Raw genomic sequence first — 24,645 nt, 5'->3', positions numbered from 1 at the left:
TACCGGTCTTTTTGGTCGTCCGGAGGTAGTCAGATGTCACGGGAATCGGTCGGACCGGAGAACATCGGAGGGCTGGCGTTGTTCCTGTTCGTCACGCCGGCCGTGGTGGAGCCGGGTGTGACAGCGCTGGCAGCGGTGATGTTCCCCGAGGTGGCCGACGCGTCGCCGGTGGGTCGTCTCGGCACTGTCGTGGTGGGCATCGCGGCAGCCGTGCTCGCGGTGGCCGGGGCGGTTCTGGCTCTGCGCCGGACGAGCGGCCTCCCGGCTTCGGTCGTCGCCGTTCTCCTGAGCGTGGCCAGCGGGCTCCTGGCATTGACCGCGTTCTTCTTCCTCTTCTCCGGCGGCGCGCTGCTGATCCTCGCTGTCCTGCTGGTGCACGCGGTGTTCTCGATCGTGATGATCGTGCGCGCCGTGACGAGGTCCCGGCCGGCGGGAGTGGAGCGGTGAGCGGCGAGACATGGCTGGGGGACATGCAACGACTGCACCAGCGGGCTGATCGATTCGGGCGCCTGGCGGCCGGCCTCACCGCGGCGATTCCCCAGCGGTCCGAGGGCTGCGACCCGACGGGCCGGGTCTCCGTGATCCTCGATCCGGCCGGGTTACCGGTCGAGATCACGGTTCGAGGGGGATGGGAGGACCGGATCGAACCGGAGGATCTCGGTGCGGCGGTCATGGGCGCCTACCACGACGGTGTCCGGCAGGCCCTGCGAACCTGGGCCGACCGGCTCGACGACGAACACTGGTGGCGGCGTCAGCGGGACTCGGAACAGGCGACCTTCGACGAACCTGCCGTAGGCCGGGCGATTCCGTCCAGCGGACGCGTGCGTGACGACGCCGAGTTCAGCGAACCGGTCCTCAGAGCACTGCACACGGCCGGGGATCAGCCGGCGAATGCAGTGGAATCGACAGCGGGAGCCGACAGCGGAGACCCGGTCGTCATCCGTCTCGGCCCGGGTGCGCTGCTCGGTTGTGAGATCGATCCGAACTGGGCGCGCCCACGTGACGGCGCGACGATCACGGCGGCTCTCCGCACCACGCTCACGTCCGCCCGGCATCGAGTCGCTGATGCGGTCCCGAAACCGGATCCGGGTGTCGATGCGGCCCTCCATGATGCCTGGGCCACCCTCGCGGCTTTGACCGGCGACCTGCCGGATCGAGGTGATCGGTGATGGGTCTGCCCACTCCGGAAGAAGTGTCGGTCGCGACGAACGCGCTGCGCAGCGAAGCCGGGCTGTGGGAGCAGCAAGCCGGATGTCTCGGTGCCCTGAGCCGGACGGCGGCCGAGATGGATTTCGGCCGGTTGGAGGCGGGCCTGTTCCAGATGATGGTCGGCCCGTACAACGACGTCGTCCAGGCCGTCTCGGCACGATGCGCCGAGGGTGCTACCGCGATGACGGAGGTGGCCGCGACACTCCGCGCGGCTGCGGACACCTACGACGCCGAGGACGAGGCCGGCGCCCACCGGATCAAGAACATCTACTGAAGGGGATCAGCGATGTTCAGCCAGGCGCAGTACGAGGCGGTCATCCGGGAGATCGAGGACGGCACGACGACGCTCCAGGCCAAGCTCGCCGAGGTCGAACCCGCCGCGCAACAGGCCACCGACCACTGGTGGGTCGATCCGCTGGCCGCCAAGGCGATCAGATGGACCGCGGACAAGACGGTCGAGATCGGGACCGCGATGCTCGACTGGATTCTCGACGTCCTCAAAGGCGCTACCGCTCCGATCTGGATGTTCCTCGACTCGTACGACTGGATGGACCTGCGGGGGACCGCGAACGGAGTCTCCACGGACGTGTCGGCGCAGAATCTCGTCATCGACGACTCCGACTGGTCGGGTAGAGCTCGCGAGGCCTACCTGGCGGTCGCCGGTGCTCAAGCCGCGGCCGCGGCCCGGGTGGGTTCGATCGCGACGACCACGTCGGCCACCCTCGCCGGATGTGCGGCAGCCGGCCTGCTCTTCTACATCGCGGTGGCCGCGGTGCTCGCCAAACTCATCGCCGCGACGGTGACGGCGATCGCGGCGTTCGGGTCAGCGGTCTTCTCGTGGGCCAGCGCCGCGCTGGTCATCGAGGAAGCGGGTTTCAACACCGCCGTGCTCGGCGGGGCGGCTGCCACTCTCGCCACGTTCCTCACCGCACAGGTCGCGGCCATGGGAGTGCTGCACGGCGACGCGGTAGACCCCGGGAGTTTCCCCGGCGGAGTGTGGCCGGTCTCGAACAAGGCGCATTTCAGCGATGCCACGGTCAGCGACGGGGACGCCGACTGGTCGCTCGGCGGGGAATGACCGGTGACCACGAACCGGTTTACGTAGGCTGGGAGGGCTGAAGCTCTACGTATCGAGTAGGAGAAGGCATGACGGGTGTGGCTATTCCTGAGGACTTCAAGGATCTGCTGGAGCGGCCGCTCTTCGCGGACCTGGCTACGGTTCGGGAGGATGGGACTCCTCAGGTCAATCCGATGTGGTACGCCTGGGACGGGGAGTTCATCAAGTTCACGCACACCAACTTTCGGCGTAAGTTCAAGAACATCACGGCTAATCCTGCCGTTGCCATCTCGATCATCGATCCGGAGAATCCATATCGGTATCTCGAGGTCCGGGGCGTGGTCGAGCACATCGAACCTGACCCGACCGGGGCGTTCTTCGTCGAGCTGGCCACCCGGTACAACGCTCCGTTCGGCACCGAGGTGCCCAAGGACGCGCCGGACCGGGTGGTGCTGAAAGTGCGGCCCACCACGGTCAGCAAGCACTGACCTCGCCGGCTGAGGACACGGCCGGAGACGCGGCCGACGATGTGGCTGGAGGCTCGGTCATGACGCTGATCAAACCGGGAGTCGCCTCGGCTATCAGCGTCATGGCCTGGTCCACGCTCACATCGGGGGCCTCGTAACTGCGGGAACCGGCGGCCGTCGCGATGCCCACCGTCATCCGGCCGGCCCAGCGCTGGAACAGCGACTGCTCCAGGCTCCAGCCGATCACGGCACGATTCTGCAGGGCCACCGTTCGTCTGGTCAGGGCTCCATCGCGTACGACCAAGTAGTCGTCTTGAACGGTGTGACCCAGCGACCGGTAGGCGATCGCGGCCAGCGGCACCGTCACCGGGATGAGCAGGAACGGTAACGGCCACACCCAGCCGGGCAGCGGGAACGGCAGCAACGCGGCGGCCAGCAGGACGGGGGTGTAGACCGCCCAGCCGATCCGGCGGACCAGAGCGCCCCGGGGGTGCCGGCGCAGCGGGGCCTCCAGCGGGCGGGCGCCGTCGGGAAGGATCTGCGCGGCCAGGTCGCGGGCCTCCTCCAGACGGGTGCGGGGGAGGATGTCGCCGCCGCCCTCGCCTGCCGCTGAACCGGTGAGCAGCAGTTTTGTCTTCGTCACCCGGAGCCGTCGGGTCAGTAGGGGTTCGGCGAAGGCGATGCCACGGGTGCGTTCGTCAGAACGTTGCACGGTGGTGGTGGTGAACAGGCCCTTGCGGGTGATCAGGGCGCCGCCGGTGCGGACCAGTTCGAAGTTCCAGTTGTCGATCACGAAGGCCACGGCCGCGACGGCGAATCCGAGCGGCACGGCGATCAGCAGGATCAGCACGATGCCGCGCAAGTCGGTGCCGAACAGGTCCCGGGCCGTGCGGAACAGGTCGACGCCGAACGGGCGCAGCGCCCAGTGCAGGGCGAACACCGGTGCGATCAGGGCGAAGGCAGATTCGATACGGAAAGCGTTCAGCCAGATCCAGGGCCGGCGGAGGCGGGCGATGACGGTCTCCGCCTCATCCGACATTCCGGAAATGTCGGAAATGTCCTCATGGGGAGGCGCGGAAGGCGCGGAAGCCTCACCGGGCGAGGCGGGCGCGGAAGCCTCACCGGGCGAGGCGGGCGCGGCGGTTGAGGCGGGCGAGGCGGGCGAGGCGGGCGCGGCGGTTGAGGAGGTCACGGCGGGCGAGGCGGGCGCGGCGGTTGAGGAGGTCACGGCGGGCGAGAAGGTCGCGGAAACCGCGGAACCCCGGCCGGGCATCAACTCCCGCTGAACCCGCTCGGCCTCCCCCCGATCAAGAGAATCCAACTGGAACGAGGTCTCCGCATCCCCCGACCCGATGTTGACGGTCCGCAACCCCAACAACCGAGGAATCAGCCGAGCCGAACTGTCCACCGATCGAATCCGGTCACGAGCAACAGTCCGATGCTTCCGGGAGATCCACCCGGTACGCATCTCCACCCGCTCCGGCGTGATCAGGAACCGGGTGGTCTGCCACCGGCTCAGATCGGCAGAGGCCCCGATCAGCCCACCCACCGCTCCCAGCACCAGCGGCCACACCGGATCATCCCGCCAGGCCACCCCGAAATACCCGGTGACCAGCGACATGGCCAGCCGGATGAGTCCCAGATAAACGACCCGGATGCTGAGCCGCCGCCAGGTCACGTGGCATCACCCACGGTGGTCGCGGTGACCTCACGCAACCGGTCCACGGCGTCCGCGGCATCGGCCGCCGACACCCCTTCGATCTCGATGTTCCCCTCCGACGACGCCGTGGTGACGGTGATCGTGGCCAGCCCGAACATCCGCTGCAACGGCCCGATCTCGGTGTCGATGCTCTGGATCCGGGAGATCGGCACGATCTGCCACTTATGGGTGAGCCAGCCGGTCAGCGCGTACACCGCGTCATCGGTCGTCTCCCACCGGTGCACCCGGTACCGCCAGGACGGCATCACCGCGACGTGGACCGCGTAGACCACCGCGAGCACGATCAGAACCGGTCCCACCCAGGGGCGGGTCACCTCGGCGAAGAACCAGACCGCGCCCAGCGCGCCGAGCACCACGGTGGCCCAGATCAGGGTGTCCACCGTGCGCCACAGGACGAACCGCCGGTCGAGCGGTCGCCGGGGTGGCCGGGGCAACGGGGGAGAGTTGTTCATGATTCCATGGTGACCGGTTCCTTCAAGCCCAGGACCAGCGTGGTGCGCAATTGCATCACCACGGTGCCGCCGAAGTCGTCGATCGTGCGGCCGAGCCGGTCCAGCCCGTACCGCTGTTGTTCCGGGGTGTGCCGCAGGAAGGGCCCGAAGGTCTGCATCAGGCCCAGGTAACCGGCCCGGTCCAGGGGGAGCGGTGTCAGCGCGACCTGCTTGCGTACGTCGCCGAACAGCCCCGATGCGAGCACGTCGTCGTGGAACCAGTCGACCGGCCGGTCCGCCACGTCCGGGTCCACGTCGTCCAGGACCGCCTGGATCGCGGCACCCTGCGCCGCGTCGGCATACCCGTACCGATGTCCGAAAACGGCCAGCGTCCCGCCCGGCGCGAGCGCGTCGAAGGCCAGCCGGTTGCGGGTCGCCGGGTCGAGCCAGTGCCAGGCCATCGCGCACGCGAGCACGTCCACCCCACCGGCCGGCGGCGTCCACTCCTCGAACGTCCCGATGTGGACGGTCGCGTCCGGGAACCGTTCGGCGAGCACCGCCGCCATCCGTGGATCCGGTTCGAGGCAGGTGAGCGGCGCGTTCAAATCGGTCAGGACCGCCGTGCCCTTCCCGGTCCCGGCGCCGATCTCGGCCACCGACCGCGGCGTCCGCCCGTGATGATCGGCGATCGCCGTCCCGATCCACGCCGGATAGCCGGGGCGCGCCGTGTCATACAGTCCGGCGACCGTACCGAAAAGCCTCACCGTGCACCTCCGCAGCGACCATGGCCGCCCACTGCCGATAGCCGGCGGCCGATGGATGGAAACTATCGGCCGCGAAGAACCCGTCGGGCACCTCGTCGAACTCCGAGCGCACGAACATCGCACGCCCCCGGCAGACCTGGGTGGACACGTTGTCCAGCAGGGCCGCCCGATCGGCCAGATAGTGCGCCAGCCGCGACGGCAGCGCCGGGAAGAGTGTGAACGGCGGGATCCCGGTCACCACGATCCGGGTGGTCCGCCCGGCCAGGTCGCCGACGAGCGCGCTCAGATCCTCGCGCCACTGCTCCGGTCGGCGCCGGGTGAGCACGTCGTTGACGCCGGCCAGCACGACCACCATGTTGAGATCGGTTTCGGTCGGCAGGAGGTCCTGCCGAATCTGTACCGCGGTCGCCCCGTACCGCCCGGTCGCGGTCCAGTCCACCGCCTGCCCGGTGCGCGCCGCGACCTCCCGCGCGAACGCCGCCGCGAACCCCTCGTCGTGCCGGCCCACCCCGCACCCGGCCGCCGTCGACTCCCCGGTCACGGCGATCCGCAGCGCCGGTAACGTCCCCGGCACACTCCCGGACGGTTCCCCGGCGGGTTCCGGCAGCCGCCTGGTGACCGTTTTGACCCACAGACCCTGAAGAGCGACAACACCATTCATCGGGTACGCCTACACCTCTCGCCGCAGTCGTCAGGTCCCGTAGCGGCCACGCGAGCCGGGCGCGGCACCGGACCGCCCGGCGACCGCCGGGCCGGATGCGATGGTCACCGGAGAACCCGTCACGGGAACCGCCGGGTCAGCACGTCCAGTGCCAGTTCGGCCCAGGCGATGTTCTCCCGTTCGAAGCTGATGCCCCGGTGCAGTGTCAGGTAGGGTCCGATCCGGGTGCCGGTGGCCAGGAACTCGGCGTCGGTCCGGCTCCCGAGGATGTCGGCGAGCCGTTTCTGGTACCCGTCCAGACGGACCCGGCTGGCGGCCAGCTGCGTCCGGATCGACTCGCGGATGCTGGCGACGTCGCCGTGCGCCAGCGACTCGACCTGGATCAGCAGCTCGTCGCGGACCGTGGTCGGCTTGGGGGAGCGCCTGGTGAACGCGTGCAGGGCGGCCCGGCCCTCCGCGGTCACCGAGAAGATCCGTTTGTCCGGGCGTTTGTCCTGCTTGACGACCCGGGCCGAGAGCAGCCCCTCGGCTTCCATCTTCTCCAGCTCGCGGTAGAGCTGCTGCGGCGTGCAGGTCCAGAAGTTGGCCACCGAACTGCGGAACTGCTTGGCCAGGTCGTAACCGGACGACTCCCGATCGACCAGAGCTGCCAGCAACGCGTTCCTCAGTGCCACGACCGCATCCTACGGACGTGCCCGTTCGCCTTTCCCGGACGTGCCCGCTCATCCGTCACGGACGTGCCCGTGGCCGGAACTCCGGTGTGGTCCGCTTCAGCACCGCTGTGCGCAGGATCGCGGTGTTCGGCAGGGCCAGCAGCCGGAGCTGTTCCCGGCGTTCCCGGGCGAACGTCCGCCGGGCGCTGCCCGTGACCGCCCCGTTGATCAGGCGTTTCGCGGCGGCGAGAGCGTCCGGCGACCGGGCCGACAGGGTGGCGGCGAACTCCTCGGCGGCTTTCACCGGCTCGTCGTGCAACGCGGTGACCAGGCCGAGGCGCTGTGCTTCGGCGCCGTCGAACTGCTCGGCCGTCATGGTCAGCTTCTTGGCCACGTCGGCGCCGAGCAGCTCGGTCAGCGTCCGCATCCCGGACATGTCGGGGATGATGCCCCATTTGCCCTCCAGCACCGACCAGCGCGAGTCAGGGGTGGCGAACCGGAAGTCGGCGGCCAGCGCGATCTGCAGCCCGCCCCCGAAACAGTGCCCGTGCACGGCGGCGATGACCGGGACCGGCAGCCGGCGCCAGGCCCAGCACGCCTCCTGGAACAGGTTGGTGCCCCGCCACGGGACCGGCACGAACGCCTTCGCGATCCGGGCCGGAGTGCGCATCGCGGCGGCGATGTCGAGTCCGGAACAGAACGAGTCACCCGTACCGGAAATGATCACGCTTCTGATCTTCCGGTCCTTCTTCAGGCTCCGGGCGGTGCCGACGAGTTCCCGGAGGGTGTCGAGCGCGAGGGCGTTCAGCTTGTCCGGCCGGTCGAGGCGCACGTGAGCGACCCCGTCGACGACCGAGATGTCCAGATATTTCATCAGAGAAGCTCCTAAAGCCGCGCGGCCAGCTCGGTCGCCTGTTTGATCGCCCGCTTCGCGTCCAACTCGGCGGCCACGTCCGCACCCCCGATGACGTGCGTCTTCACACCCGCGGCGGTCAGCGGCCCGACCAGATCCCGCACCGAGATCTGCCCCGCGCACAGCACCACGGTGTCCACCTCCAGGACCCGGGCCGCCCCGCCGACGGTGACGTGCAGCCCGGCGTCGTCGATCCGCACGTACTCGACACCGCGCAGCATGGTCACCCCGGAGTCCTGCAGCGTCGCCCGGTGCACCCATCCGGTGGTCTTCCCGAGCCCCCTGCCGTGCGCGGTTTCCTTACGCTGGAGTAAGAAAACCTCCCGCCGAGCCGGCGCTTTGACCTTGACGCCCAGCCCGCCCCGGGCCTCAGCCGGATCGACGACACCCCACCGCTTCATCCAGTCGTCGAGCGACTCGCCCGGCGTGTGCAGCAGGAACTCGCCCGCGTCGAACCCGATCCCGCCGGCCCCGACGATCGCCACCCGCTGCCCGGCATCACGGGAACCACTGATCAGCTGCTGGTAGGTGAGCACGCTCGGATGCTCGATCCCCGGGATCGACGGAACCCGCGGCTCCACCCCGGTGGCGATCACCACGTCGTCGAACCCGGCCAGATCGGACACCCCGGCACGCGCCTTCAGGTGCAGCGTCACACCCCGGATCTCGATCAGGTGCCGGTAGTAGTCGAGCGTCCGCGCGAACTCCTCCTTGCCCGGGATCCGCGCGGCCAGCCGGAACTGCCCGCCGATCTCCTCGGCGCCCTCGAACAGGTCGACCCGGTGCCCTCGCCCGGCGAGTTCCACGGCCGCCGCGAGCCCGGCCGGCCCGGCGCCGACGACGGCGATCCTTTTCCGGGTCCGGGTCGGCGACAGGACCAGCTCGGTCTCGAACCCGGCCCGGGGGTTGAGCATGCAGGAGGCCCGCTGGTTCTTGAACGTGTGGTCGAGACACGCCTGGTTGCAGGCGATACAGGTGATGATCTCCCGTTCCCGCCCGCCGACCGTCTTCGCCACCCACTCCGGGTCGGCGAGCAGCGGGCGCGCCATCGACACCAGGTCGGCCTCCCCGGCGGCGAGGATCTGCTCGGCCGCCTCCGGCCGGTTGATCCGGTTCGACGCGACGACCGGCACGGTCACCTCGCGCCGCAGCTTGCCGGTGACCCAGGTGAACGCGCCGGCCGGCACCGACGTGACGATCGTCGGCACCCGCGCCTCGTGCCACCCGATCCCGGTGTTGAAGATCGAGACGCCCGCCTCTTCCAGCCCCCGGGCCAGCTCGACGGTCTCCTCCCAGGACTGGGCGTCGTCGACCAGGTCGAGCAGGCTGATCCGGTACTGCACGATGAAGTCGGCGCCGCACAACTCCCGCACCCGCCGGACGATCTCCAGTGGGAATCGCATCCGCTTCGCGGCAGAGCCACCCCACAGATCACTGCGATTGTTCGTACGGGCGGCGAGGAACTGATTGATCAGATAGCCCTCGGAGCCCATGATCTCCACGCCGTCGTACCCGGCCCGCCGGGCCAGCAGCGACGCCCGTGCGAACGCGGTGGCGGTCCGGTCCACCTGCCGCGCCGACATGGCCCGCGGCGCGAACGGCGTGATCGGCGACTTCTTCGCCGACGCCCCGAGACTGAACGGGTGGTACGAGTACCGCCCCGCGTGCAGCACCTGCAGCAGGATCTTCCCGTCGTGCTCGTGCACCGCGTCGGTGACGATCCGATGCTGCAACGCGTGACTCTCCCGCGTCATCCGGCTCCCGAACGGCGCCAGCCACCCCCGCCACACCGGCGCATAACCCCCGGTGACGATCAGCCCGACCCCGCCCCGGGCCCGCTCGGCGAAGAACGCGGCCAGCTTGGGCAGATCCCCGAGCCGATCCTCCAGCTTGGTGTGCATGGACCCCATGACCACCCGGTTGCGCAGCGTCGTGTGCCCGAGGTCGAGCGGGCTGAGCAGATGCGGATACGTCGTCACGCCCGGAGCATATGAGCAAAGAAGTGCATAGTAAAGAAGTTGACTATGCCGCCGCTACCGGGACCACCCCACCCTGTGGGCGTCCTTCATCCACACCGGCCCCTGACGTCCCCACCGCCTCGGATGCCGTGGCCTGCGTCTTTCCCGGTGCTGGCCCTTCCGGGCCTCCTGGGCGGTGGTCTTTCCGGACCCGAGCGAGCGTTAAAGTGATCGAATCGTAGGGTTAACGCCGATGATTGAGTCGGTGCTGCCTTCTAGGGTCTTCTGGTGATCTCCAAGCCTCTTCGTGTCGCCCTGTTGTCGTATCGCAGCAAACCGCACAGCGGGGGCCAGGGGATCTACGTGCGGCACCTGTCGCGGGAGCTGGCCGCGCTCGGGCATCGGGTCGAGGTGTTCTCCGGCCCGCCGCTGCCGGAGCTGGACGAGGGTGTGGAGCTGACGGTTCTGCCCAGCCTCGACCTCTACCGCGATCCTGATCCGTTTCGGACGCCCCGGCGCGAGGAGTTCACCGACTCCATCGACGTTCTGGAATGGCTGTCGATGTGCACCGGCGCGTTCCCGGAACCGCTCACGTTCTCCCTGCGCGCCTGGCGGCATCTGAAGACGCGGCTCGGCGACTTCGACGTCATTCACGACAATCAGTGCCTGGGGTACGGGTTACTACCCCTGCGACGACTCGGCACCCCCCTGGTGGCGACCATCCACCACCCGATCACCGTGGACCGGGACCTGGAACTGGCCGCCGCCCCGAACTGGAAACGGCGGGTCTCGCTGCGGCGGTGGTACGCGTTCACCCGCATGCAGAGCCGTGTCGCCCGGCGGCTGCCCCGGCTGACCACGGTGTCGCACGCGGCCCGGGATGAGATCGTCCAGTCGTTCGGCGTCTCCCCGGAGCAGCTCACCGTGATCGGCGTGGGTGTCGACACCGACACGTTCCGGCCGGGTGGGGACAGCGCCGGCGGTAAGGCGCGGATCGTCTCGGTGGCCAGCGCCGACGTACCGCTGAAAGGCCTTCCCGAACTGATCGAGGCGGTCGCCAAACTGCGGGCCGAACGGGACGTCGAACTGGTCGTGGTCGGCTCGGCCCGCCCCGAGGGCGCGGCCGCCCGCTCGATCACCCGGCTCGGGCTCGGCGCCGCCGTCCGCTTCGTCTCCGGCATCAGCGACGACGAACTCGCTGATCTCTTCCGGTCAGCCACGGTGGCGGCGGTGCCCTCCCGGTACGAGGGTTTCTCGCTGCCCGCGGTCGAGGCCATGTCGTGCGGGATCCCGCTGGTCGTCACCACCGCCGGGGCGCTGCCGGAGGTCACCGGGCCGGACGGGCTCGCGTCCCTGCACGTGCCACCCGGCGACGCCGGAGCGCTGGCCGCCGCGATCGGCCGGCTGCTCGACGACGAGGAACTACGCCGGCGGCTCGGAGCCGAGGGGCGTCGCCGGGTGGTGGAGCAGTTCACCTGGCGGCGCACCGCGCTCCGGACCGCCGAATGGTACGCGCAGGCGATAACAGGAAGGTAGAACGACATGCTGACCGTCGACTATGACCGGCTGGACGTGCGGCCGGGGATGCGGGTCCTCGACCTGGGATGCGGCGAGGGGCGGCACACCTTCGAGGCGTACCGGCGTGGCGCTGATGTGGTGGCCCTCGACCTGAACGTCACCGATCTCGGCACGACCCGCAAGTGGTGTGCGGCCATGGCCATGGAGGGTGAGGCTCCGGCGACGGCGAGTGCGACGACCGTACAGGGAAATCTGCTCTCTCTGCCTTTTCCGGACGCGGGCTTCGACCGGGTGATCGCCTCCGAGGTGCTGGAACACATCCCCGACGACGTGACCGCGATCAAGGAGCTGGCGCGGGTGCTGCGCCCCGGCGGCCTGGCGGCGGTGACCGTGCCGCGGTGGCTGCCGGAGCGGGTGTGCTGGGCGCTGTCCGACGAATACCACGCCAACGAAGGCGGACACGTCCGGATCTACAAGGAGGACGAGCTGGCCGGACGGCTGCGTGACGCCGGGCTGACAGTGACCGGTAACGGTTTTGCGCACGCGCTGCACAGTCCGTACTGGTGGCTGAAATGTGCCATCGGGGACGCGGCGCCGACCCGGGCGTACCACCGCATGTTGGTGTGGGACATCGTCGACAAACCGGTCTTCACCCGGGTGCTGGAGCAGGCACTCAACCCGCTGATCGGCAAGAGCGTCGTCATCTACCTGAAGAAGGAGGAGGTGCTCGCGGATGTCGGTGCCTGATCTGCCGGGCGTGCTGAGCGCCGACGACATCAGAGCCACCGTCACCACCATCGCCGCCGACCAGGAACCGGACGGCCTGATCCCGTGGGAACGCGGAAAACAGGCCGACCCGTGGGACCACGTGGAGGCCGCGATGGCCTTGGACGTGGGCGGCGAGCACGAACGAGCGGCCGCCGCCTACGACTGGTTGCGCCGCCATCAGCGCCCGGACGGGTCGTGGGCTTCCCGGTACGCCCCGTCCGCTGTCGCCGCTTCTCCGTCCGCTGCCGTCGCTGGTCCGGCTGCTGTCGCCGCTTCTCCGTCCGCTGCTGTCACTGGTCCGGCCGTTGTCGCCGTTGGTCCGGCCGTTGTCGCTGCTTCTCCGGTCGCTTTTGTCGCGGATCCGACCGCCGAGAGCAACCATGCCGCGTACCTGGCTGTCGGCTGCTGGCATCACTGGCTGAGCACCGGGGACGACGATTTCCTGGCCCGAATGTGGCCGTCGATCCGGGCCGCCCTGGATTTCGTGACCGGTCTGCAAGCCCCCGAAGGCGAGATCTGGTGGGCGGCCGGCGACCGGATCGCCCTGCTCACCGGCTCGTCCAGCATCTATCAGGCCCTGCGCTGCGGAGTGCTGATCGCGGACCGGGTGGGCGAGCCCCAGCCCGACTGGGAACTGGCCGCAGACCTGCTGGGAACCGCGATCCGGGACCGCCCCGAGGCCTTCGCGGACAAGGGCCGCTACTCGATGGACTGGTACTACCCGATCCTGGGCGGCGCGATCCGGGGCCAGGCCGCCCACCAGCGGATAACCGATCGCTGGGATGAGTTCGTGGTCCCCGGAAGGGGAGCCCGCTGCGTGGCGGACCAGCCATGGGTGACCGGAGCCGAGACATGCGAGCTGGCCCTGGCACTGGACGCGATGGGCGAGAGATCAGCCGCCGAGGAGATGGTGGCGGCGATGCAGCACCTGAGGGAGAAGGACGGCTCCTACTGGACCGGCCTGGTCCTGAAGGACGGAGTCCGCTGGCCGGTGGAACGAACCACCTGGACCGCAGCCGCCGTGGTCCTGGCCGTAGACGCCCTACACGCAGCCCACCCACGTTCCGCAATCTTCCGAGACGCAGCCCACCCACACCCCCGCCCTCTCGGAAAGGCCGCACACCCTTAGCCGACCGGGCCCGGGGACGAGGCACTGCTGCGGCCTACCCACAGCCCGGCTCTCTTGGGAAGGCCGCGCGCCCCGCCCACAGCCCCGCTTTCTTGGAAGGCCGCGCGCCCTGCACGCAGCCCCATTTTCTTGGGGAGGCTGCCGGCATCCCCGCCCCTTCTGGGGAGGCTGCGCGACCTTCCGCAGCCCCGCCCTCTTGGGGAGGCAGCGTGCCCTGCCCACAGCTCCGCTTTCTTGGGGAGGCTGCGCGCCCTTGGCCGCGTCTCATCCCAGGCCCGAGTCTCCGGGCCACGGGCGCGGAACCGTGCGCTTGCGGGGCAGTCCTCCGTATCGATCACCGCCGCCCCGCCGCCCCGCCGCCCCGCCGCCCCGCCGCCCCGCTGTCCCGCTGTCCCGCTGTCAGACGGTCTCCGTGGACTCCCCGAACCGCTCCCGCCGCAGCAGCCGAAGCGACCCCTGCCCCTCGATCTCGGTGAACTCACCGGATTCGAGGGCCCGGCGATAGATCCGGTAGGGAGCCTGCCCACCATCAGCAGGATCAGGAAAAACATCGTGGATCGCAAGAATCCCACCAACGGTCAGGTGCGGCGCCCAGGAGGCAAGATCCCGCTGAGCCGACTCGTCGGTATGGCTGCCGTCAAGAAAAAGAAAAGCGAGCGGCGAGCCCCAGATAGCCGCGAACTCCTCAGCCCGAGCAACAACAGCGACCACCACATCCTCGGCCCCCGCAGCAGCAATGGTCCGCCGAAACCCGGGAAGCGTGTCGATCAGCCCAACCGAAGAATCCACCAGTCCCGGATCGTGATACTCCCATCCCGCCTGGTGCTCCTCGGACCCCCGATGATGATCCACGGTGACCACTTTGCCGCCCCGAGCACGAGCAGCCGCAGCCAGATAGAGAGTGGATTTCCCCAGGTAGCTGCCAACTTCCAGAATCACCCCACCCGGAGCCGCAAGAGCAGCAGAAGCAAGAGCCCGCCCCTCATCCTCCGGCATAAACCCGTCAGCCCCGACAGCCGCCTCGAGCAACCCAAGATCCATCCCAACATCCTATTTCGGTACGCCCACCAGCCCCCACCCCACCTATCCGCCCAGCCCAGCCCTGGTCAGCCCAGCCCTGGTCAGCCCAACCGCATCCAGCCCGACGCGTCCGGTCCAACCGCTGTCCAGCCCGACGCGTCCGGTCCGACACGATCAGCACAACCGCGTTCAGCACAACCGCGTCCAGTCCGGCTGTGTCCAGTCCGACGCGTTCAACTCGGCAACGTCGAGCCCAGCCAACGTCGAGCCCAGCCAACGTCGAGCCCAGCCAACGTCGAGCCCAGGCCACGTCGGGCCCAGGCCACGTCCAGCCCAGGCCACGTCCAGCCCCGGAACCGTCTGGAGCAGGGATCGCCTGGTCTGTCTGCCCGCCCCCGGAGTGGCTTCCGCCGGAACCCGTCCAGGCGAAACTCGCCCATCCCGGCCTGTCTGTAAAAGCCGCGCTCCACACAGCCGCGGCCCGCCCGACCAGTCTTGCCCAGGCCGCAGCCCTCACCCAGTTCGTGTCGCCGCGCGATCTCCGGGCTGCAGCCCTTCCCGAAAGGGACAGGCCTCAGCCCGCTCCGATTCGGATCAGCTGAAAGTCCAGGTCTGGTTCTTGCCGCCGGAGCAGAGTGTCACGGTTACCGCCCGGGCCGGCCGAGTACCGGAGTTCGGATCAGTGAGGCACTGCCCGTTGGACATGTTGATCAACGCCCCGTTGTCGAAGAGTTGCCATTGAGCAGTCAGCCGTCCATCACATCGAGTCAACTCAGCCGTACCGTCGCCGACCAGGTACGCGCACATGTTCGACACTTCCAGTGTCCGGTCCGAGCGCAGTTCCCACCGCTGCGGACTGGTCCCGTTGCAGGTGTCGACGTGCACGTCCCGCCCTTCGCCGGCCCGCCCGCCTCGGAGATCCAGACAGAGCCCACTGCCGTTGACCAGCAGCCCGCGGCCGGTAGGAATCGCACTGGGCAACAACCCGATCACCGGCCCCGAAGACACCGAAGCCGCCGGACTGCCACTGGCTGCCGGTGATGCCGATGCCGGCCGGCTGACCGTCCCACTCCCAGCGGCAGGTGTGGGGGAGCCGGGCCGCGTCTGCGTAGAGGATCCACGTTCCCCTCCGGTGCCACCGGCCTCCGTGCCGGACTGCTCGTCGACGGAAGCACCGTCCTCGGTCGCATCGGCCGTGACGTCCGGACCGACCGCAGCCGGCAATGACAGCCCCGGTTGCGAGACCCACTCGACGCCCCCGGTGGCCGGCCGAAGCAACGCGTACCCAGCGACACTCACTATCGCGGCAACCCCCGCCCCGACCAGAATCAACGGCCGCCACCGTCGCAGCCCGCCCGTTTCATGCGCCACAGAGGCAGCCGCCGGAACCGTCGGAAGCAACTGCGTCGACTGATCATCGGACTGGGACCGAGCCGGCCAGGTGGACGCGGACGGCACCGACTCATGCCGGTCCCCATCAGGCAAAACGAACGGCCGAACCAACAATGGATCCGGCTCGTCGCCCAGTCCATCCCCCACGTGGCGTTCCCATCCCCAAGGTCCAACACCGGTGCCCCAACTTACCGGCCCACACCTACCGATGTGGTACCGAGCCCACCCCTCCGAACCCACCCACCCCCTCCAGTAAGCACTCCCAAACCGCTCGATCTCGCACCCCAAACCACCAACCCCACCCAGCCCAACACCCGAAACCGCCTCGCCCAAACCGCACGGCCCGGAACCGCACGGCCCGGAACCGCACGGCCCGGAACCGCACGGCCCGGAACCACAGCGCCCAAAACCGCGCGGCCCGGAACCGCAGCGTTCAGAACCACAACGCTCAGAACCGGAGGGCCCGAAACCTCACGGCCTGGAACCGCAACGCCCGCGCCCTTGCGGCCCGGTGGCGCGCAGTGCAGAGCCTGCGCATTGCAGAGCCCGCGCAGCGCGCCGGTCTCGCTGCCGGGGCGTCGGAGTCTCGGGGCTCATGGCCCGGCCATGGAGGCGTCCATGAACCCCGAGACGGTGGTGAGGGTCAGGCCTTCCAGAAGGGGCGCTTCTTGGTGGCCTTGCCGCCGACGAACTCATCGAGCACCCGGATCGCGGTCGACCAGCGCTCGTCGATGCTGGTGTCTCCCCGAAGGAGCTTCACCAGATCGCGGATAGGGTCGACTGCATCGTCGGTCACCGGCTCCAGCAGCACGGACAGGCGGCTGGCGAGGTCATCGAGCAGGTCGCGACGGTCGAGCGCCGACTGCTGTGCGGCCTCCCGCAGCCGGGTCACCTCGACCGCGGCCAGCTCCCGCAACTCGTCGACAGCCAGTCCGCTGTCACCCGCCGCGGAAGCCTGGCCCCGCCGCGATCCCCATCGACCCGCGGGCCGAGGGCGATTCAACGGCCCGGCGATTCCCCGCGCCCCCGGCCCGGTTGGTGCACTCGGCCCCACGGGCGCGGCCGACGCTGCCGGCGTGCCACTGCTGGGAGCGGCCCCAGCAACCGATTCCGGGTGCGCCCCATCGGCTGCGGGCGGCGCCCCGGCCCTAGGCTGAGCTCCGGCCTCGGGCTGAGCTCCGGCCTCGGGCTGCGCCCCGGTCATGGGCTGTGGACCGGAGGCAGACGGCGCTCCAGTCACGGGTGCGGCCCCGAAGCTGGCCTCGTCCACCGGTACCTGGTCAGCGGCACCGCTACCCGGCGCTCCCCAAGGAGCGCCACTGGTGGGCGGCTCGAAGGCCGGTGCTCCCGTGGGCGCTCCAGAAGTCGGCGGCACCGGGGGAGGAGTTCCGGGGCCGGACTTCGCCACGAACGAACTGCGTGACCGCGGCGCGCTGCCGGCCCGGCCTGCCCAGGGCGGCATACCTCCCGGACGACCCGGAGCGGGCGCACCGGGCGCTGGCGGAGGCGGCGGGACGGCCATCGGCGCCGCCATGGGAACGGCCCCTCCCGGGAACGGCGAGGAGGCAGCGAGCATGTGGAAGGCCGGTGGTGCCGGCGGCGGCGTTTCCCACCCGGACGGCATCTCGACCGGCTGGGTGACCTTTCGCGATCGGCCCCCCTCGTTCACCACCCGCTCGTCCACAGCCACGAAGGAGGTGAACCGGCACAGGACCCCGAACCGCAACGAGGTGCCGACGATGTCTGTCTCCAGCGAGTGATCCCCCGAGGTGTACGCGTCCTCGAGATCACGCAGCCGGGCGCGTGCCCACAGCGAGGTGACCGCCGTCTCGGAGCTGCTCCGCACCGTCACGGAGGTCAGGAAGTCCTGGTCGTCACGTGTCCGCCCGGCCACCGACAGGGAACCGGCGGCCGCGCCCGAGTAACGCCCGGTGATGACCAGCGGCACTCCAGGGTACAGGCCCGGCAAGCGAGCGGGGCTGCGCGTCCCGTCGATCGGTGTGAACCCGTCGCCGCTCACGGTGAGACCCGTGACGACGGGTGCGCCGATTCGCCGGTGGATGTGCTCCATTGCCTCGTCCAGCCGATCCTCGCTCTCCACCAGCTCCGCACGCCCGGCACCGATCGCGGCGAGACGGCCGAGGAAGCCGGCGTTGACCGCGCGGTCGATACCGACGGTGTGCACCCGGATCCCACCGATCAGCGGGCTGACCTGCTTGACGATCTGGTCCTCGTTGCCGACCTGGCCGTCGGTCACGAGCACCAGCACACGATCGCGGCCGGGGTTGTCCGACAGCATGGCGAGGGCGGTGGTGAGCGGGCTGAGCAGCTCGGTACCACCACGGGCGTCAGCCCGGGCCAGGTGTTCCACAGCCCGGTAGCGGTTGCGGTCGGTCGCCTCGACGAGCCCGTTGCCGAGACGCTCCGGCCACTCGACGACGTGGTCGAAGGTGATGACGGAGAACCGGTCGGCGGCGGTCAGGGTGTCGATGACACGAGCTGCGGCCCGCCGTGCGGCCACCATCTTCCAGCCGCCCATGCTGCCGGACCGGTCCAGCAGCAGCACCACGTCTTTCGGGCGCGGTGCGACGGCGGCCTCCGGAGGGAGAACCACCAGCTGATACGTTCCCTGCTCGCCGTCTTCATCGGGGACGGCCACGGCGGTCTCGGACCCGGGCGCATAGGCCAGCCGGAGCACGAAGTCACGGTCGGCGCGCTCACCGGGCGCGATTCGCAGAGTCCCGCCCTGCTCGGTGACAGTGTGGAGGCTGGAGCGCACCTCGCCCAGCTCCAGCCCGGCCGGGTCGATGTCGACACCGATGGACAGGCGCAGCGGGTTGGGGAAGCCGGGCAGAAGCACCGGCGGGGAGATGCGGGAAGCGTCCGGAACGGCGTCGGTGTCCGGCTCCTGGCCGTCGCCGGCCTGTGGCCCACCGAGCGGGATGCCGGGGACGTATCGGGGTGCGACGACCAGCGGGAACCGGAAGGTCGCGGCACCGTCCTCGTATGCCAGGGGGCCGACGAGCCGCAGGCGCACGACGACGCGCTCGCCCGGCGGGATGTTGCCGACTCGCATGGTGAAGACGTCGGGCCGCTCCTCCTCGGCGATGGAGGCGCGTTGGCCCGCGGCGATGGCTTGGTCGTACTGCTCCCGGGCGGCGCCGCGCTCACGCAGCTCGGCGGTGACGACACGGTCGTCGGCGGTCATCGTCATGCCGGTGACCGCGGCGCGATCGGGCAGTGGGAAGACGTAGGTGGCCTCGAGCGCGATGTCGTGAGCGTTGACGAATTCGGTGGTCAGCTCGGTGCGCACCAGCAGACCGCTGACGGACGCGCGCACGTCGAGTCGGTCGAGCGGCAGGTTGCCGCGATCGGTCAGCAGAGCGCCGAGACCGGCGTCGTCCGCGGGCCGGTGACGTTCCAGTTCGGCCGGTCCCATCGGGTTCACAGAAATGATCATGCGTTTCTCCCATCGGTGAGCCCGCGGGAAGCGAGCAGGTCTAGCAGGGGCCGGGCGGCTTCGGTGAGGTCGGCGATGTCGATGTCGGCGGTGTGTCGGGGCAGCAGCAGGACCACGCCGCTGCCGAGTGGGATGCCCGTGATCAATCCGGGGATCGGTGTCGCGGGCTCGGCCAGCTCCGCGAGAGTGGCTGCCAGAGCCCTGCGGGTGGAACCGGGCGGAGCGGCGGCGGTGTCGGGCGAACCGGCGTCGCCGGCGGTGCGATCGACATCGGGTGCGGCGGGAGCGGCCTTCCAGAACAGCGGCCGTGCCGCGGATTCGGCGTGTGGAGTCTCGGTGGCGAGAAGCTCACCCGGAATGCGGGCGACCTCGGCCAGGATCTCCTCGGTGGCCCCGGCCAGCTCGGTCTGGATCTCGGCCAGTGTGAGCCCCGCCGCCTGCCGTCGCTTGATCGCGACGAGCTGCAGCAGGTGACGCGGCCCGTAGAAGACGGTGCGCCCCCGGGTGCCGAGCGGCCGGTCGACCAGGCCGATCGTCGTATACCACCGGATCGATCTGCGATCGGGTACCTCCCGGATGCGGCCGTTGGGTGCGCCCGGGTACTCCGCGGCCAGTGCCGCGCTGACCCTCTCGACCAACTGCTCCATCGTCCACATGCCCAGAGAATGACACTGTCACCGTGACACTGTCAATGGGAGTATGGTGGCCGAACGGGAACACGGCCGGGCCGGGCTCCCCTCGGACGAAGCTGCCCTCGAGTGCTGACGACAGGTGGGATCGCTGATGAGCAGGATGGGTATCACCAGGGACGATGTGCTGGGAAGACTGCGGCTGATCACTCTGTCTCACGTCAACGACCCAGCCCGGGTGAGCGTTTATCCGGGCGATCCACCGCCACGGCTGGAAACCGTCGCGACCCTGGAGAAGGAGGGCTTCTACCTCCAGACGGTGTTCGCCGGCGAGCACACCGGCACCTACTGGGGTGCACCGGGCCATTTCACCCCGGGTGGGCTGCTCGCCGACGAGATGACCCCGGAGGATCTGTTCCGTCCGGCCGTCTGCGTCGATGTCCGGGCGGAGTGCACGGCCGACCCGGGTCATGCGGTCAGCGTGGCCGACCTGCGGCGGTGGGAGCGGGCGTACGGTCGCATCCCTCGTGAGTCGGTCGTGGTGATCCGGACCGGATGGGCCGAGCGGTTCGGCACCGGGGAGTTCCTGCCACATCCAGGCTTCGCCCCGGAGACCGTGCAATGGCTGATCGACACCGGCCGGCTGGGCGAGCGCGGCGGCACCGGGACCGACGCGTTCAGCCCCGACGTCAGCACCGATACCGATCTCACGGTGTCCCGGCTCGTCTACCGGCAACGGCGGATCAGCCTGGAGCTCCTCACCAATCTGGGGGAGCTGCCGGCCACGGGTGCGTGGGTGCTCTGTGGTGGACAGATCAACCGAGCCGGTTCCGGCTCGACCGCTCTGATCTACGGAGTCCTGCCGCCGGGGTGAACGCGGGAGCAGGTCCCGATCGGCGCCTGCCCCGGCCCTGCCGGCTCGGGCCGGCATCGGTGGTCGGCTGAGCCGGGGCTTGTGAGCGCCGCGAGAAGAAAGTGTGCTGGTTACGGCTTCGGATTCGAGGCGGCAGGCGGGAACGGCTTGCCGTCGACCTTCAAGGTGTAGGGGGCGAATTGAGTCACCGTGCCGGTCGGTTCGTCGTACGCGATGATCGCGACCACCTTCGGATAATGACTGACCTCGGCGAAATCGGTCAGCGGGACGACCTTGGCCTTCGTGCGGGTCAGGCCGACCAGGGTCACGTGCCACTTGTCGACGGCCACCGGGCGGATCTGGGTGGGCGACTTCCAGCCGTCCAAACTGTTGCGCCCGATCGCGGTCGAGCCGATCTTGACGTCGGAGACGTGCCAGCCGCCGATACTGACGGCGCCGTCACTGACGTAACGGAACCCGATCAAAATACGCTTCTTGGCGTACGCCTTGAGGTCGAAGTTGAGAGCGACGCCGGTGGCCTTGCCGGTGAGCGCCGGGCCGAGTGGGCCCTCGACCGTCGTGTCGCCCTTCACCATCTGCCAGGTCTTGCCGCCGTCACCGGACACCGTGACGTACCCGTAGTCGAACTTCTCCTCCAGCCCGTGGGTCGACTTGAACCGCAGAACCGGATCGGTGGCCGGCACGTCGACCTGCCTTGCCGCCGTCGTGTCGGTGTCCGGGGTGTTGCCGGAGAAGAGAGCCCCGGCGTCGAGAGTCCAGGCAAGCGGCTCCGGAGGCAGGGTCTTCGCCCCGTCGAATCGGAGGGTCTGCCATTCCTTCGGCAGCTTGATGTAATCGGCGCCGTTCGGAGCGGCTCCGGCCTCGCCGTACGACGCCGGGTTGTCCAGGTTCACCGTGCTGTTGAGGCTCGGCGAGATCACCCGCTCGCGGGGGACACCTTTCACCACTCCGCCCGGCCGGCTGACGATCTTGTCGACCAGGGCGGTGAGCTGGAAGTCGTGGAGGACGTCGTGCACCTTCACGCCCGTCGGCAGCGCTGCCGCGATCGCCGCGAGGCCGTGGTTCTTCTTGTCCTTGTGCAGTGCGGTGAGCGCCTTCGTGCCGAAGCGGTCCCGCAGATAGAGCATGAAACTGTAGACGATGCCGTAGTCGGCGAGAATCTCGTCCGGCTCACCCTCGGACCAGAGGTTGAGCGAATTCGACGGGCCGCCGCAGTCGCGCGGGTTCGGGTTGAAGGTGGTCTTCGTGAGGCCGAAACCCTGATAGCAGACGATGTGGTTGTCGAAGCCCTGATGATGCACACCGAGGCCGGCGTCCACATAGCCGGTGAGCGACTGTGCGTAGTCGGCGAGGCCCTCGCTGACCCACACGTCCTCGTCCGGGTCGGTGTAGTAGGCGAGCAGGTGCTGCCACTCGTGGGCGAAGGTCGACTCGTACATGCGGGGCCGGGAGGGGCGGCTCGTGCAGAGGTCGTCGGAGGGCTGGTGGGCGGGATTCGCCCCGCTCCGGTGTGCCCAGTCGAAGGCGTCGAGCGTGATCACGTTGCGGTCGAACAGTTCGTTGAGCTGTTCGGAGAAGAAGCCGGAGATGTACGTCTGCCGCTGCGGAAACTCGAGGTAGTTCTCGTCGCGGACGTTGTCGATCAGGGTGACGGTCCGGTTCCCCGCCCCGGTGAAGTCGCCCGGCAGCCCGGCGTTGGTGCCGTTGCGGTCCGGTGGCGTACTGAAAGCCTTGGTCTCTCTGGGGTAGATGGTCTTGTCGAAGTCGCCGACCAGCGCGGCCACCTGAGCGTCGGTGATCTCGGTGGAGGTCTTGCCGCGGCAGTCGCCGTCCGGGAAGGTGGCGTCCTTCGCGACCCAGACCTCGATGTGCTCGCCGATTCCACGGAGCGTGTAGTCCTTGCGATACACGTCGTCGTCGATCATGTTGAGGCCGACCCAACTGCGTACAGTGCCGAGCTCCGGGCTCTGGACCGAGATCCGCGGCCCGGGTTTCCGCATCGGGCGAGGTACGTAGCTGGCGGGCGGAAGTGGTTCCCCGTGCATTTTCAGCCTGGTCGGGGCATGCAGCCGGCCCTCGAACGGCCAATCACTGTTGGGCGGCGTCTCGCTGGCGGTCGGATACGGGCGGGGAACGGTCGGTGGCGCGGCCGGCGCCGGGCCAGCGGACAATGGGATGGAAGCGATGATTGCCGCGAAGCTGGCAAATAGGGTACGCGTCACGTCTCGGGACGCTACCGCTGATCGCCGGATCGTGACGCCAACACCAGCCGTTGCGGATCAGGAAACCTCCCGCCGGAGCACACGAACCGTGCCGAGGAGGAGCGGAAGCAGCACCCAGAGAGCGGTGGACACCCCCAGCCGTGCCCACTCACCCGACGCCATGTCCGGCTGGCCGAGTGCCTGCGACGTCACGTTGATGTCCAGCCACGCGGCCACGTCACGCAGACCGCTGATGGTCTCACCCAGAATCGTCCAGACCGTGGGGAGCGCGAAGAAGATGACGATCGCCAGCGGCGTGTTCAACAGCAGCGCGCCGAACCCGACGCCCATCAGCACGAAGATCACCTGGAGCAGCAGGCTCTGCCAGATCAGCGACGAGTCCATGGTCCATGTGCCGTCACCACCGAGCGCGATGGCCAGCAGATTGGCGGCGGCGGCCCAGACCGCGGTCGCGGCCGCGGAGCCGATCGCAATCAGGACACCTGCCGACACCTTCGCCGCCAGTACCCGGCCCCGCGCCGGGACCAGGGTGAACGTCGCCAGCGCGGTCCGTTGCGACCATTCGCTCGTCACCGACAGGATGCCCAGGACCGGCAGCAGCACCGACGACGGGAGCAGGCCGAAACCGTACAGCGCGCCGAAGGTCTGCCCGCTCGCCTCGGCCCAGCCCAGCACGATCGCGGAGGTCGCCGCGGTGGCCACGCCGATCACGATCAACAGCCACATGCCGGCTCGGGTGTCGGCGAGTTTGCGCAGTTCGACGAGCGTCAGGCGGGTCAACGGGACCGGTGCGACGGCGCCCGCCGGCAACCCGGCCGGGGGAGCGGTGGCGAGTGCGGTGGTCGTGGTCATCGAGCAGCTCCTTCGAAGTCGGATCCGGCGGTCAGCCGGAGGAACATCTCTTCCAGACCACCGGCGCCGGCCGGTCGCAGCTCCAGCAGCACGACTCCGGCCGCCGCGGCCGCCTGGCCGATGGTCTGCGGGTCCGACGGCACCAGGACACTGCCGTCGACGGAGGGCGTCCCGGTGATCCCCATGCGTTGCAACAGAGCCGCCAGCGCCGCCGGATCGGTGGTCCGGACCAGCGTCCCGGCGGCGCCCAGGAGATCCTTCTTGTCACCCTGGGTGAGGATCCGCCCGCTACCGATCACCACCAGACGATCCGCGATCACCTCGACCTCGCGCAGCAGGTGGGAGGAGAGCAGGACGGTGCCACCCCGGTCGGCGAAATCGCGCAGCAGCCCGCGCATCCAGTGGATGCCCTCCGGGTCCAGACCGTTCGCCGGCTCATCCAGGATCAAGACCGCAGGATCACCGATCATCGCGTACGCGAGACCGAGCCGCTGCCGCATGCCCAGTGAGTACGCCCGCACCCGCCTTTTCGGCGCGGCGCCGGTCAGCCCGACCCGGGCCAGCCGCTCGGGCACCCGGGCCGTGTCCAGCCCCATCGTCATCGCGGCCAGGGCCAGCACCTCCCGCCCGGTGCGGCCGGCGTGCTGGGCGGACGCGTCGAGCAGCACGCCCACGTGCCGGCCCGGGCTGCCGAGACGCTGGTACGGCACCCCGCCCACGGTCGCCCGGCCGGACGTCGGCGGGGTGAGACCACAGATCATCCGCATCGTGGTGGACTTGCCTGCCCCGTTGGGACCGAGGAAACCCGTGACCGTGCCCGGCTCACAGGTGAACGACACATCGTCGACAGCGCGCTGGGCGCCGTACGTCTTGGTGAGGTTCCTGACTTCAATCATGTGGACCAGCGTGCGGCTCGCGAGGCGACCGTCGCTTCGGCCATCGGTCGAT

24 protein-coding genes and 1 pseudogene are annotated in these 24,645 nt (G+C 69.4%); 10 read left to right on the top strand and 15 right to left on the bottom strand.

Annotated features, from left to right (window positions below; all coding sequences use genetic code 11):
- The first annotated feature begins 33 nt into the window (after window positions 1-33).
- The 5 genes from Aco03nite_RS29665 to Aco03nite_RS29645 all read left to right on the top strand — a co-directional run bounded on the left by Aco03nite_RS29665 (window position 34) and on the right by Aco03nite_RS29645 (window position 2,754).
- Window positions 34-447, top strand: a complete 414-nt coding sequence (locus Aco03nite_RS29665) for a hypothetical protein (RefSeq protein WP_203800501.1) — start codon at window positions 34-36, stop codon at window positions 445-447.
- Complete coding sequence (locus Aco03nite_RS29660; RefSeq protein WP_203800498.1) at window positions 444-1,169, top strand: hypothetical protein; 726 nt, start codon at window positions 444-446, stop codon at window positions 1,167-1,169. The genes Aco03nite_RS29665 and Aco03nite_RS29660 overlap by 4 nt, the downstream gene beginning before the upstream one ends.
- Window positions 1,169-1,483, top strand: a complete 315-nt coding sequence (locus Aco03nite_RS29655) for a type VII secretion target (RefSeq protein ID WP_203800494.1) — start codon at window positions 1,169-1,171, stop codon at window positions 1,481-1,483. Before Aco03nite_RS29660 ends, Aco03nite_RS29655 begins: the two co-directional genes overlap by 1 nt.
- 12 nt (window positions 1,484-1,495) lie before the next feature.
- Entirely contained in the window at window positions 1,496-2,287 is a 792-nt protein-coding gene (locus Aco03nite_RS29650; protein ID WP_203800492.1) for a hypothetical protein, read from the top strand.
- Window positions 2,288-2,355: 68 nt separating this feature from the next.
- On the top strand, window positions 2,356-2,754 hold the full coding sequence (locus Aco03nite_RS29645) for a PPOX class F420-dependent oxidoreductase (protein ID WP_203800491.1): 399 nt from the start codon (window positions 2,356-2,358) through the stop codon (window positions 2,752-2,754).
- Here the strand turns inward: Aco03nite_RS29645 and Aco03nite_RS53245 are convergent.
- A complete protein-coding gene (locus Aco03nite_RS53245) occupies window positions 2,741-3,772 on the bottom strand; it encodes a PH domain-containing protein (protein WP_239145533.1) in 1,032 nt (343 codons plus the stop codon). The two genes, Aco03nite_RS29645 and Aco03nite_RS53245, sit on opposite strands and share 14 nt — an antisense overlap.
- On the opposite strand from Aco03nite_RS53245, the gene Aco03nite_RS53240 reads away from it, so the two are divergent.
- A complete protein-coding gene (locus Aco03nite_RS53240) occupies window positions 3,747-4,019 on the top strand; it encodes a hypothetical protein (RefSeq protein ID WP_239145532.1) in 273 nt (90 codons plus the stop codon). The genes Aco03nite_RS53245 and Aco03nite_RS53240 overlap by 26 nt on opposite strands.
- 47 nt (window positions 4,020-4,066) lie before the next feature.
- Here the strand turns inward: Aco03nite_RS53240 and Aco03nite_RS55125 are convergent.
- From Aco03nite_RS55125 to Aco03nite_RS29610, 7 genes and pseudogenes are all read right to left on the bottom strand, one after another.
- Window positions 4,067-4,354: pseudogene (locus tag Aco03nite_RS55125) on the bottom strand (PH domain-containing protein); the annotation flags it as partial.
- A gap of 53 nt (window positions 4,355-4,407) precedes the next feature.
- On the bottom strand, window positions 4,408-4,905 hold the full coding sequence (locus tag Aco03nite_RS29635; protein WP_203800479.1) for a PH domain-containing protein: 498 nt from the start codon (window positions 4,903-4,905) through the stop codon (window positions 4,408-4,410).
- Window positions 4,902-5,648: a class I SAM-dependent methyltransferase gene (locus Aco03nite_RS29630; RefSeq protein ID WP_203800473.1), complete on the bottom strand. Its 747-nt coding sequence runs from the start codon at window positions 5,646-5,648 to the stop codon at window positions 4,902-4,904. Before Aco03nite_RS29630 ends, Aco03nite_RS29635 begins: the two co-directional genes overlap by 4 nt.
- The gene (locus Aco03nite_RS29625) at window positions 5,614-6,309 is read right to left on the bottom strand and encodes an SGNH/GDSL hydrolase family protein (RefSeq protein ID WP_203800470.1); all 696 of its coding nucleotides are present in this window, start codon (window positions 6,307-6,309) and stop codon (window positions 5,614-5,616) included. The genes Aco03nite_RS29630 and Aco03nite_RS29625 overlap by 35 nt, the downstream gene beginning before the upstream one ends.
- A 119-nt stretch (window positions 6,310-6,428) precedes the next feature.
- Entirely contained in the window at window positions 6,429-6,983 is a 555-nt protein-coding gene (locus Aco03nite_RS29620; protein WP_203800467.1) for a PadR family transcriptional regulator, read from the bottom strand.
- 55 nt (window positions 6,984-7,038) lie between these two features.
- Window positions 7,039-7,836, bottom strand: coding sequence for a crotonase/enoyl-CoA hydratase family protein (locus Aco03nite_RS29615; protein ID WP_203800465.1), 798 nt, complete (start codon window positions 7,834-7,836; stop codon window positions 7,039-7,041).
- 11 nt (window positions 7,837-7,847) lie between these two features.
- Window positions 7,848-9,854: an NADPH-dependent 2,4-dienoyl-CoA reductase gene (locus Aco03nite_RS29610; RefSeq protein ID WP_203800463.1), complete on the bottom strand. Its 2,007-nt coding sequence runs from the start codon at window positions 9,852-9,854 to the stop codon at window positions 7,848-7,850.
- A 267-nt stretch (window positions 9,855-10,121) separates the two neighbouring features.
- Here Aco03nite_RS29610 and Aco03nite_RS29605 point away from each other — a divergent pair, with 267 nt between their 5' ends.
- The 3 genes from Aco03nite_RS29605 to Aco03nite_RS29595 are packed head-to-tail and all read left to right on the top strand — an operon-like array spanning window position 10,122 to window position 13,248.
- Entirely contained in the window at window positions 10,122-11,369 is a 1,248-nt protein-coding gene (locus Aco03nite_RS29605; protein ID WP_203800461.1) for a glycosyltransferase family 4 protein, read from the top strand.
- A 6-nt stretch (window positions 11,370-11,375) separates the two neighbouring features.
- Window positions 11,376-12,098 (top strand): class I SAM-dependent methyltransferase, encoded by a 723-nt coding sequence (locus Aco03nite_RS29600; protein ID WP_203800459.1) that lies wholly within the window; start codon window positions 11,376-11,378, stop codon window positions 12,096-12,098.
- Window positions 12,085-13,248: a prenyltransferase/squalene oxidase repeat-containing protein gene (locus Aco03nite_RS29595; protein ID WP_203800457.1), complete on the top strand. Its 1,164-nt coding sequence runs from the start codon at window positions 12,085-12,087 to the stop codon at window positions 13,246-13,248. The genes Aco03nite_RS29600 and Aco03nite_RS29595 overlap by 14 nt, the downstream gene beginning before the upstream one ends.
- A gap of 399 nt (window positions 13,249-13,647) precedes the next feature.
- On the opposite strand, the gene Aco03nite_RS29590 is transcribed toward Aco03nite_RS29595, so the two are convergent.
- The 4 genes from Aco03nite_RS29590 to Aco03nite_RS29575 form a co-directional block, all read right to left on the bottom strand.
- Window positions 13,648-14,289, bottom strand: a complete 642-nt coding sequence (locus Aco03nite_RS29590) for a class I SAM-dependent methyltransferase (protein ID WP_203800455.1) — start codon at window positions 14,287-14,289, stop codon at window positions 13,648-13,650.
- Between the two features lie 573 nt (window positions 14,290-14,862).
- Window positions 14,863-15,261, bottom strand: a complete 399-nt coding sequence (locus tag Aco03nite_RS29585; RefSeq protein ID WP_203800453.1) for a ricin-type beta-trefoil lectin domain protein — start codon at window positions 15,259-15,261, stop codon at window positions 14,863-14,865.
- Between the two features lie 1,042 nt (window positions 15,262-16,303).
- Entirely contained in the window at window positions 16,304-19,120 is a 2,817-nt protein-coding gene (locus tag Aco03nite_RS29580; protein WP_203800450.1) for a VIT domain-containing protein, read from the bottom strand.
- The gene (locus Aco03nite_RS29575; protein ID WP_203800447.1) at window positions 19,117-19,776 is read right to left on the bottom strand and encodes a MerR family transcriptional regulator; all 660 of its coding nucleotides are present in this window, start codon (window positions 19,774-19,776) and stop codon (window positions 19,117-19,119) included. Before Aco03nite_RS29575 ends, Aco03nite_RS29580 begins: the two co-directional genes overlap by 4 nt.
- Before the next feature lie 127 nt (window positions 19,777-19,903).
- On the opposite strand from Aco03nite_RS29575, the gene Aco03nite_RS29570 reads away from it, so the two are divergent.
- On the top strand, window positions 19,904-20,623 hold the full coding sequence (locus tag Aco03nite_RS29570; RefSeq protein ID WP_239145531.1) for a cyclase family protein: 720 nt from the start codon (window positions 19,904-19,906) through the stop codon (window positions 20,621-20,623).
- Between the two features lie 110 nt (window positions 20,624-20,733).
- Here the strand turns inward: Aco03nite_RS29570 and Aco03nite_RS29565 are convergent, their stop codons facing one another.
- The 3 genes from Aco03nite_RS29565 to Aco03nite_RS29555 all read right to left on the bottom strand — a co-directional run bounded on the left by Aco03nite_RS29565 (window position 20,734) and on the right by Aco03nite_RS29555 (window position 24,593).
- The gene (locus Aco03nite_RS29565; protein WP_239145530.1) at window positions 20,734-22,623 is read right to left on the bottom strand and encodes a M6 family metallopeptidase; all 1,890 of its coding nucleotides are present in this window, start codon (window positions 22,621-22,623) and stop codon (window positions 20,734-20,736) included.
- A 279-nt stretch (window positions 22,624-22,902) separates the two neighbouring features.
- Window positions 22,903-23,697, bottom strand: a complete 795-nt coding sequence (locus Aco03nite_RS29560) for an ABC transporter permease (RefSeq protein ID WP_203800441.1) — start codon at window positions 23,695-23,697, stop codon at window positions 22,903-22,905.
- Entirely contained in the window at window positions 23,694-24,593 is a 900-nt protein-coding gene (locus Aco03nite_RS29555) for an ABC transporter ATP-binding protein (RefSeq protein WP_203800439.1), read from the bottom strand. The genes Aco03nite_RS29560 and Aco03nite_RS29555 overlap by 4 nt, the downstream gene beginning before the upstream one ends.
- Window positions 24,594-24,645: the final 52 nt, after the last annotated feature.

Origin of the sequence: Actinoplanes couchii (assembly GCF_016862075.1) — a bacterium.
Classification (GTDB): Bacteria; Actinomycetota; Actinomycetes; order Mycobacteriales; family Micromonosporaceae; genus Actinoplanes; species Actinoplanes couchii.
The sequence above is the reverse complement of the archived record's forward strand: the minus strand, read 5'-3'. Positions and strand labels throughout refer to the sequence as shown.

Bases quoted from the DNA above. Each gene is read 5' to 3' on its own strand.
- Aco03nite_RS29665 (WP_203800501.1), top strand. From the start codon at position 34: ATGTCACGGGAATCGGTCGGACCGGAGAACATCGGAGGGCTGGCGTTG.
- Aco03nite_RS29655 (WP_203800494.1), top strand. From the start codon at position 1,169: ATGGGTCTGCCCACTCCGGAAGAAGTGTCGGTCGCGACGAACGCGCTG.
- Aco03nite_RS29650 (WP_203800492.1), top strand. From the start codon at position 1,496: ATGTTCAGCCAGGCGCAGTACGAGGCGGTCATCCGGGAGATCGAGGAC.
- Aco03nite_RS29645 (WP_203800491.1), top strand. From the start codon at position 2,356: ATGACGGGTGTGGCTATTCCTGAGGACTTCAAGGATCTGCTGGAGCGG.
- Aco03nite_RS53240 (WP_239145532.1), top strand. From the start codon at position 3,747: ATGACGGTCTCCGCCTCATCCGACATTCCGGAAATGTCGGAAATGTCC.
- Aco03nite_RS53245 (WP_239145533.1), bottom strand. From the start codon at position 3,772: ATGTCGGATGAGGCGGAGACCGTCATCGCCCGCCTCCGCCGGCCCTGG.
- Aco03nite_RS29635 (WP_203800479.1), bottom strand. From the start codon at position 4,905: ATGAACAACTCTCCCCCGTTGCCCCGGCCACCCCGGCGACCGCTCGAC.
- Aco03nite_RS29625 (WP_203800470.1), bottom strand. From the start codon at position 6,309: ATGAATGGTGTTGTCGCTCTTCAGGGTCTGTGGGTCAAAACGGTCACC.
- Aco03nite_RS29615 (WP_203800465.1), bottom strand. From the start codon at position 7,836: ATGAAATATCTGGACATCTCGGTCGTCGACGGGGTCGCTCACGTGCGC.
- Aco03nite_RS29600 (WP_203800459.1), top strand. From the start codon at position 11,376: ATGCTGACCGTCGACTATGACCGGCTGGACGTGCGGCCGGGGATGCGG.
- Aco03nite_RS29595 (WP_203800457.1), top strand. From the start codon at position 12,085: ATGTCGGTGCCTGATCTGCCGGGCGTGCTGAGCGCCGACGACATCAGA.
- Aco03nite_RS29590 (WP_203800455.1), bottom strand. From the start codon at position 14,289: ATGGATCTTGGGTTGCTCGAGGCGGCTGTCGGGGCTGACGGGTTTATG.
- Aco03nite_RS29580 (WP_203800450.1), bottom strand. From the start codon at position 19,120: ATGATCATTTCTGTGAACCCGATGGGACCGGCCGAACTGGAACGTCAC.
- Aco03nite_RS29575 (WP_203800447.1), bottom strand. From the start codon at position 19,776: ATGTGGACGATGGAGCAGTTGGTCGAGAGGGTCAGCGCGGCACTGGCC.
- Aco03nite_RS29570 (WP_239145531.1), top strand. From the start codon at position 19,904: ATGAGCAGGATGGGTATCACCAGGGACGATGTGCTGGGAAGACTGCGG.
- Aco03nite_RS29565 (WP_239145530.1), bottom strand. From the start codon at position 22,623: ATGCGGAAACCCGGGCCGCGGATCTCGGTCCAGAGCCCGGAGCTCGGC.
- Aco03nite_RS29560 (WP_203800441.1), bottom strand. From the start codon at position 23,697: ATGACCACGACCACCGCACTCGCCACCGCTCCCCCGGCCGGGTTGCCG.
- Aco03nite_RS29555 (WP_203800439.1), bottom strand. From the start codon at position 24,593: ATGATTGAAGTCAGGAACCTCACCAAGACGTACGGCGCCCAGCGCGCT.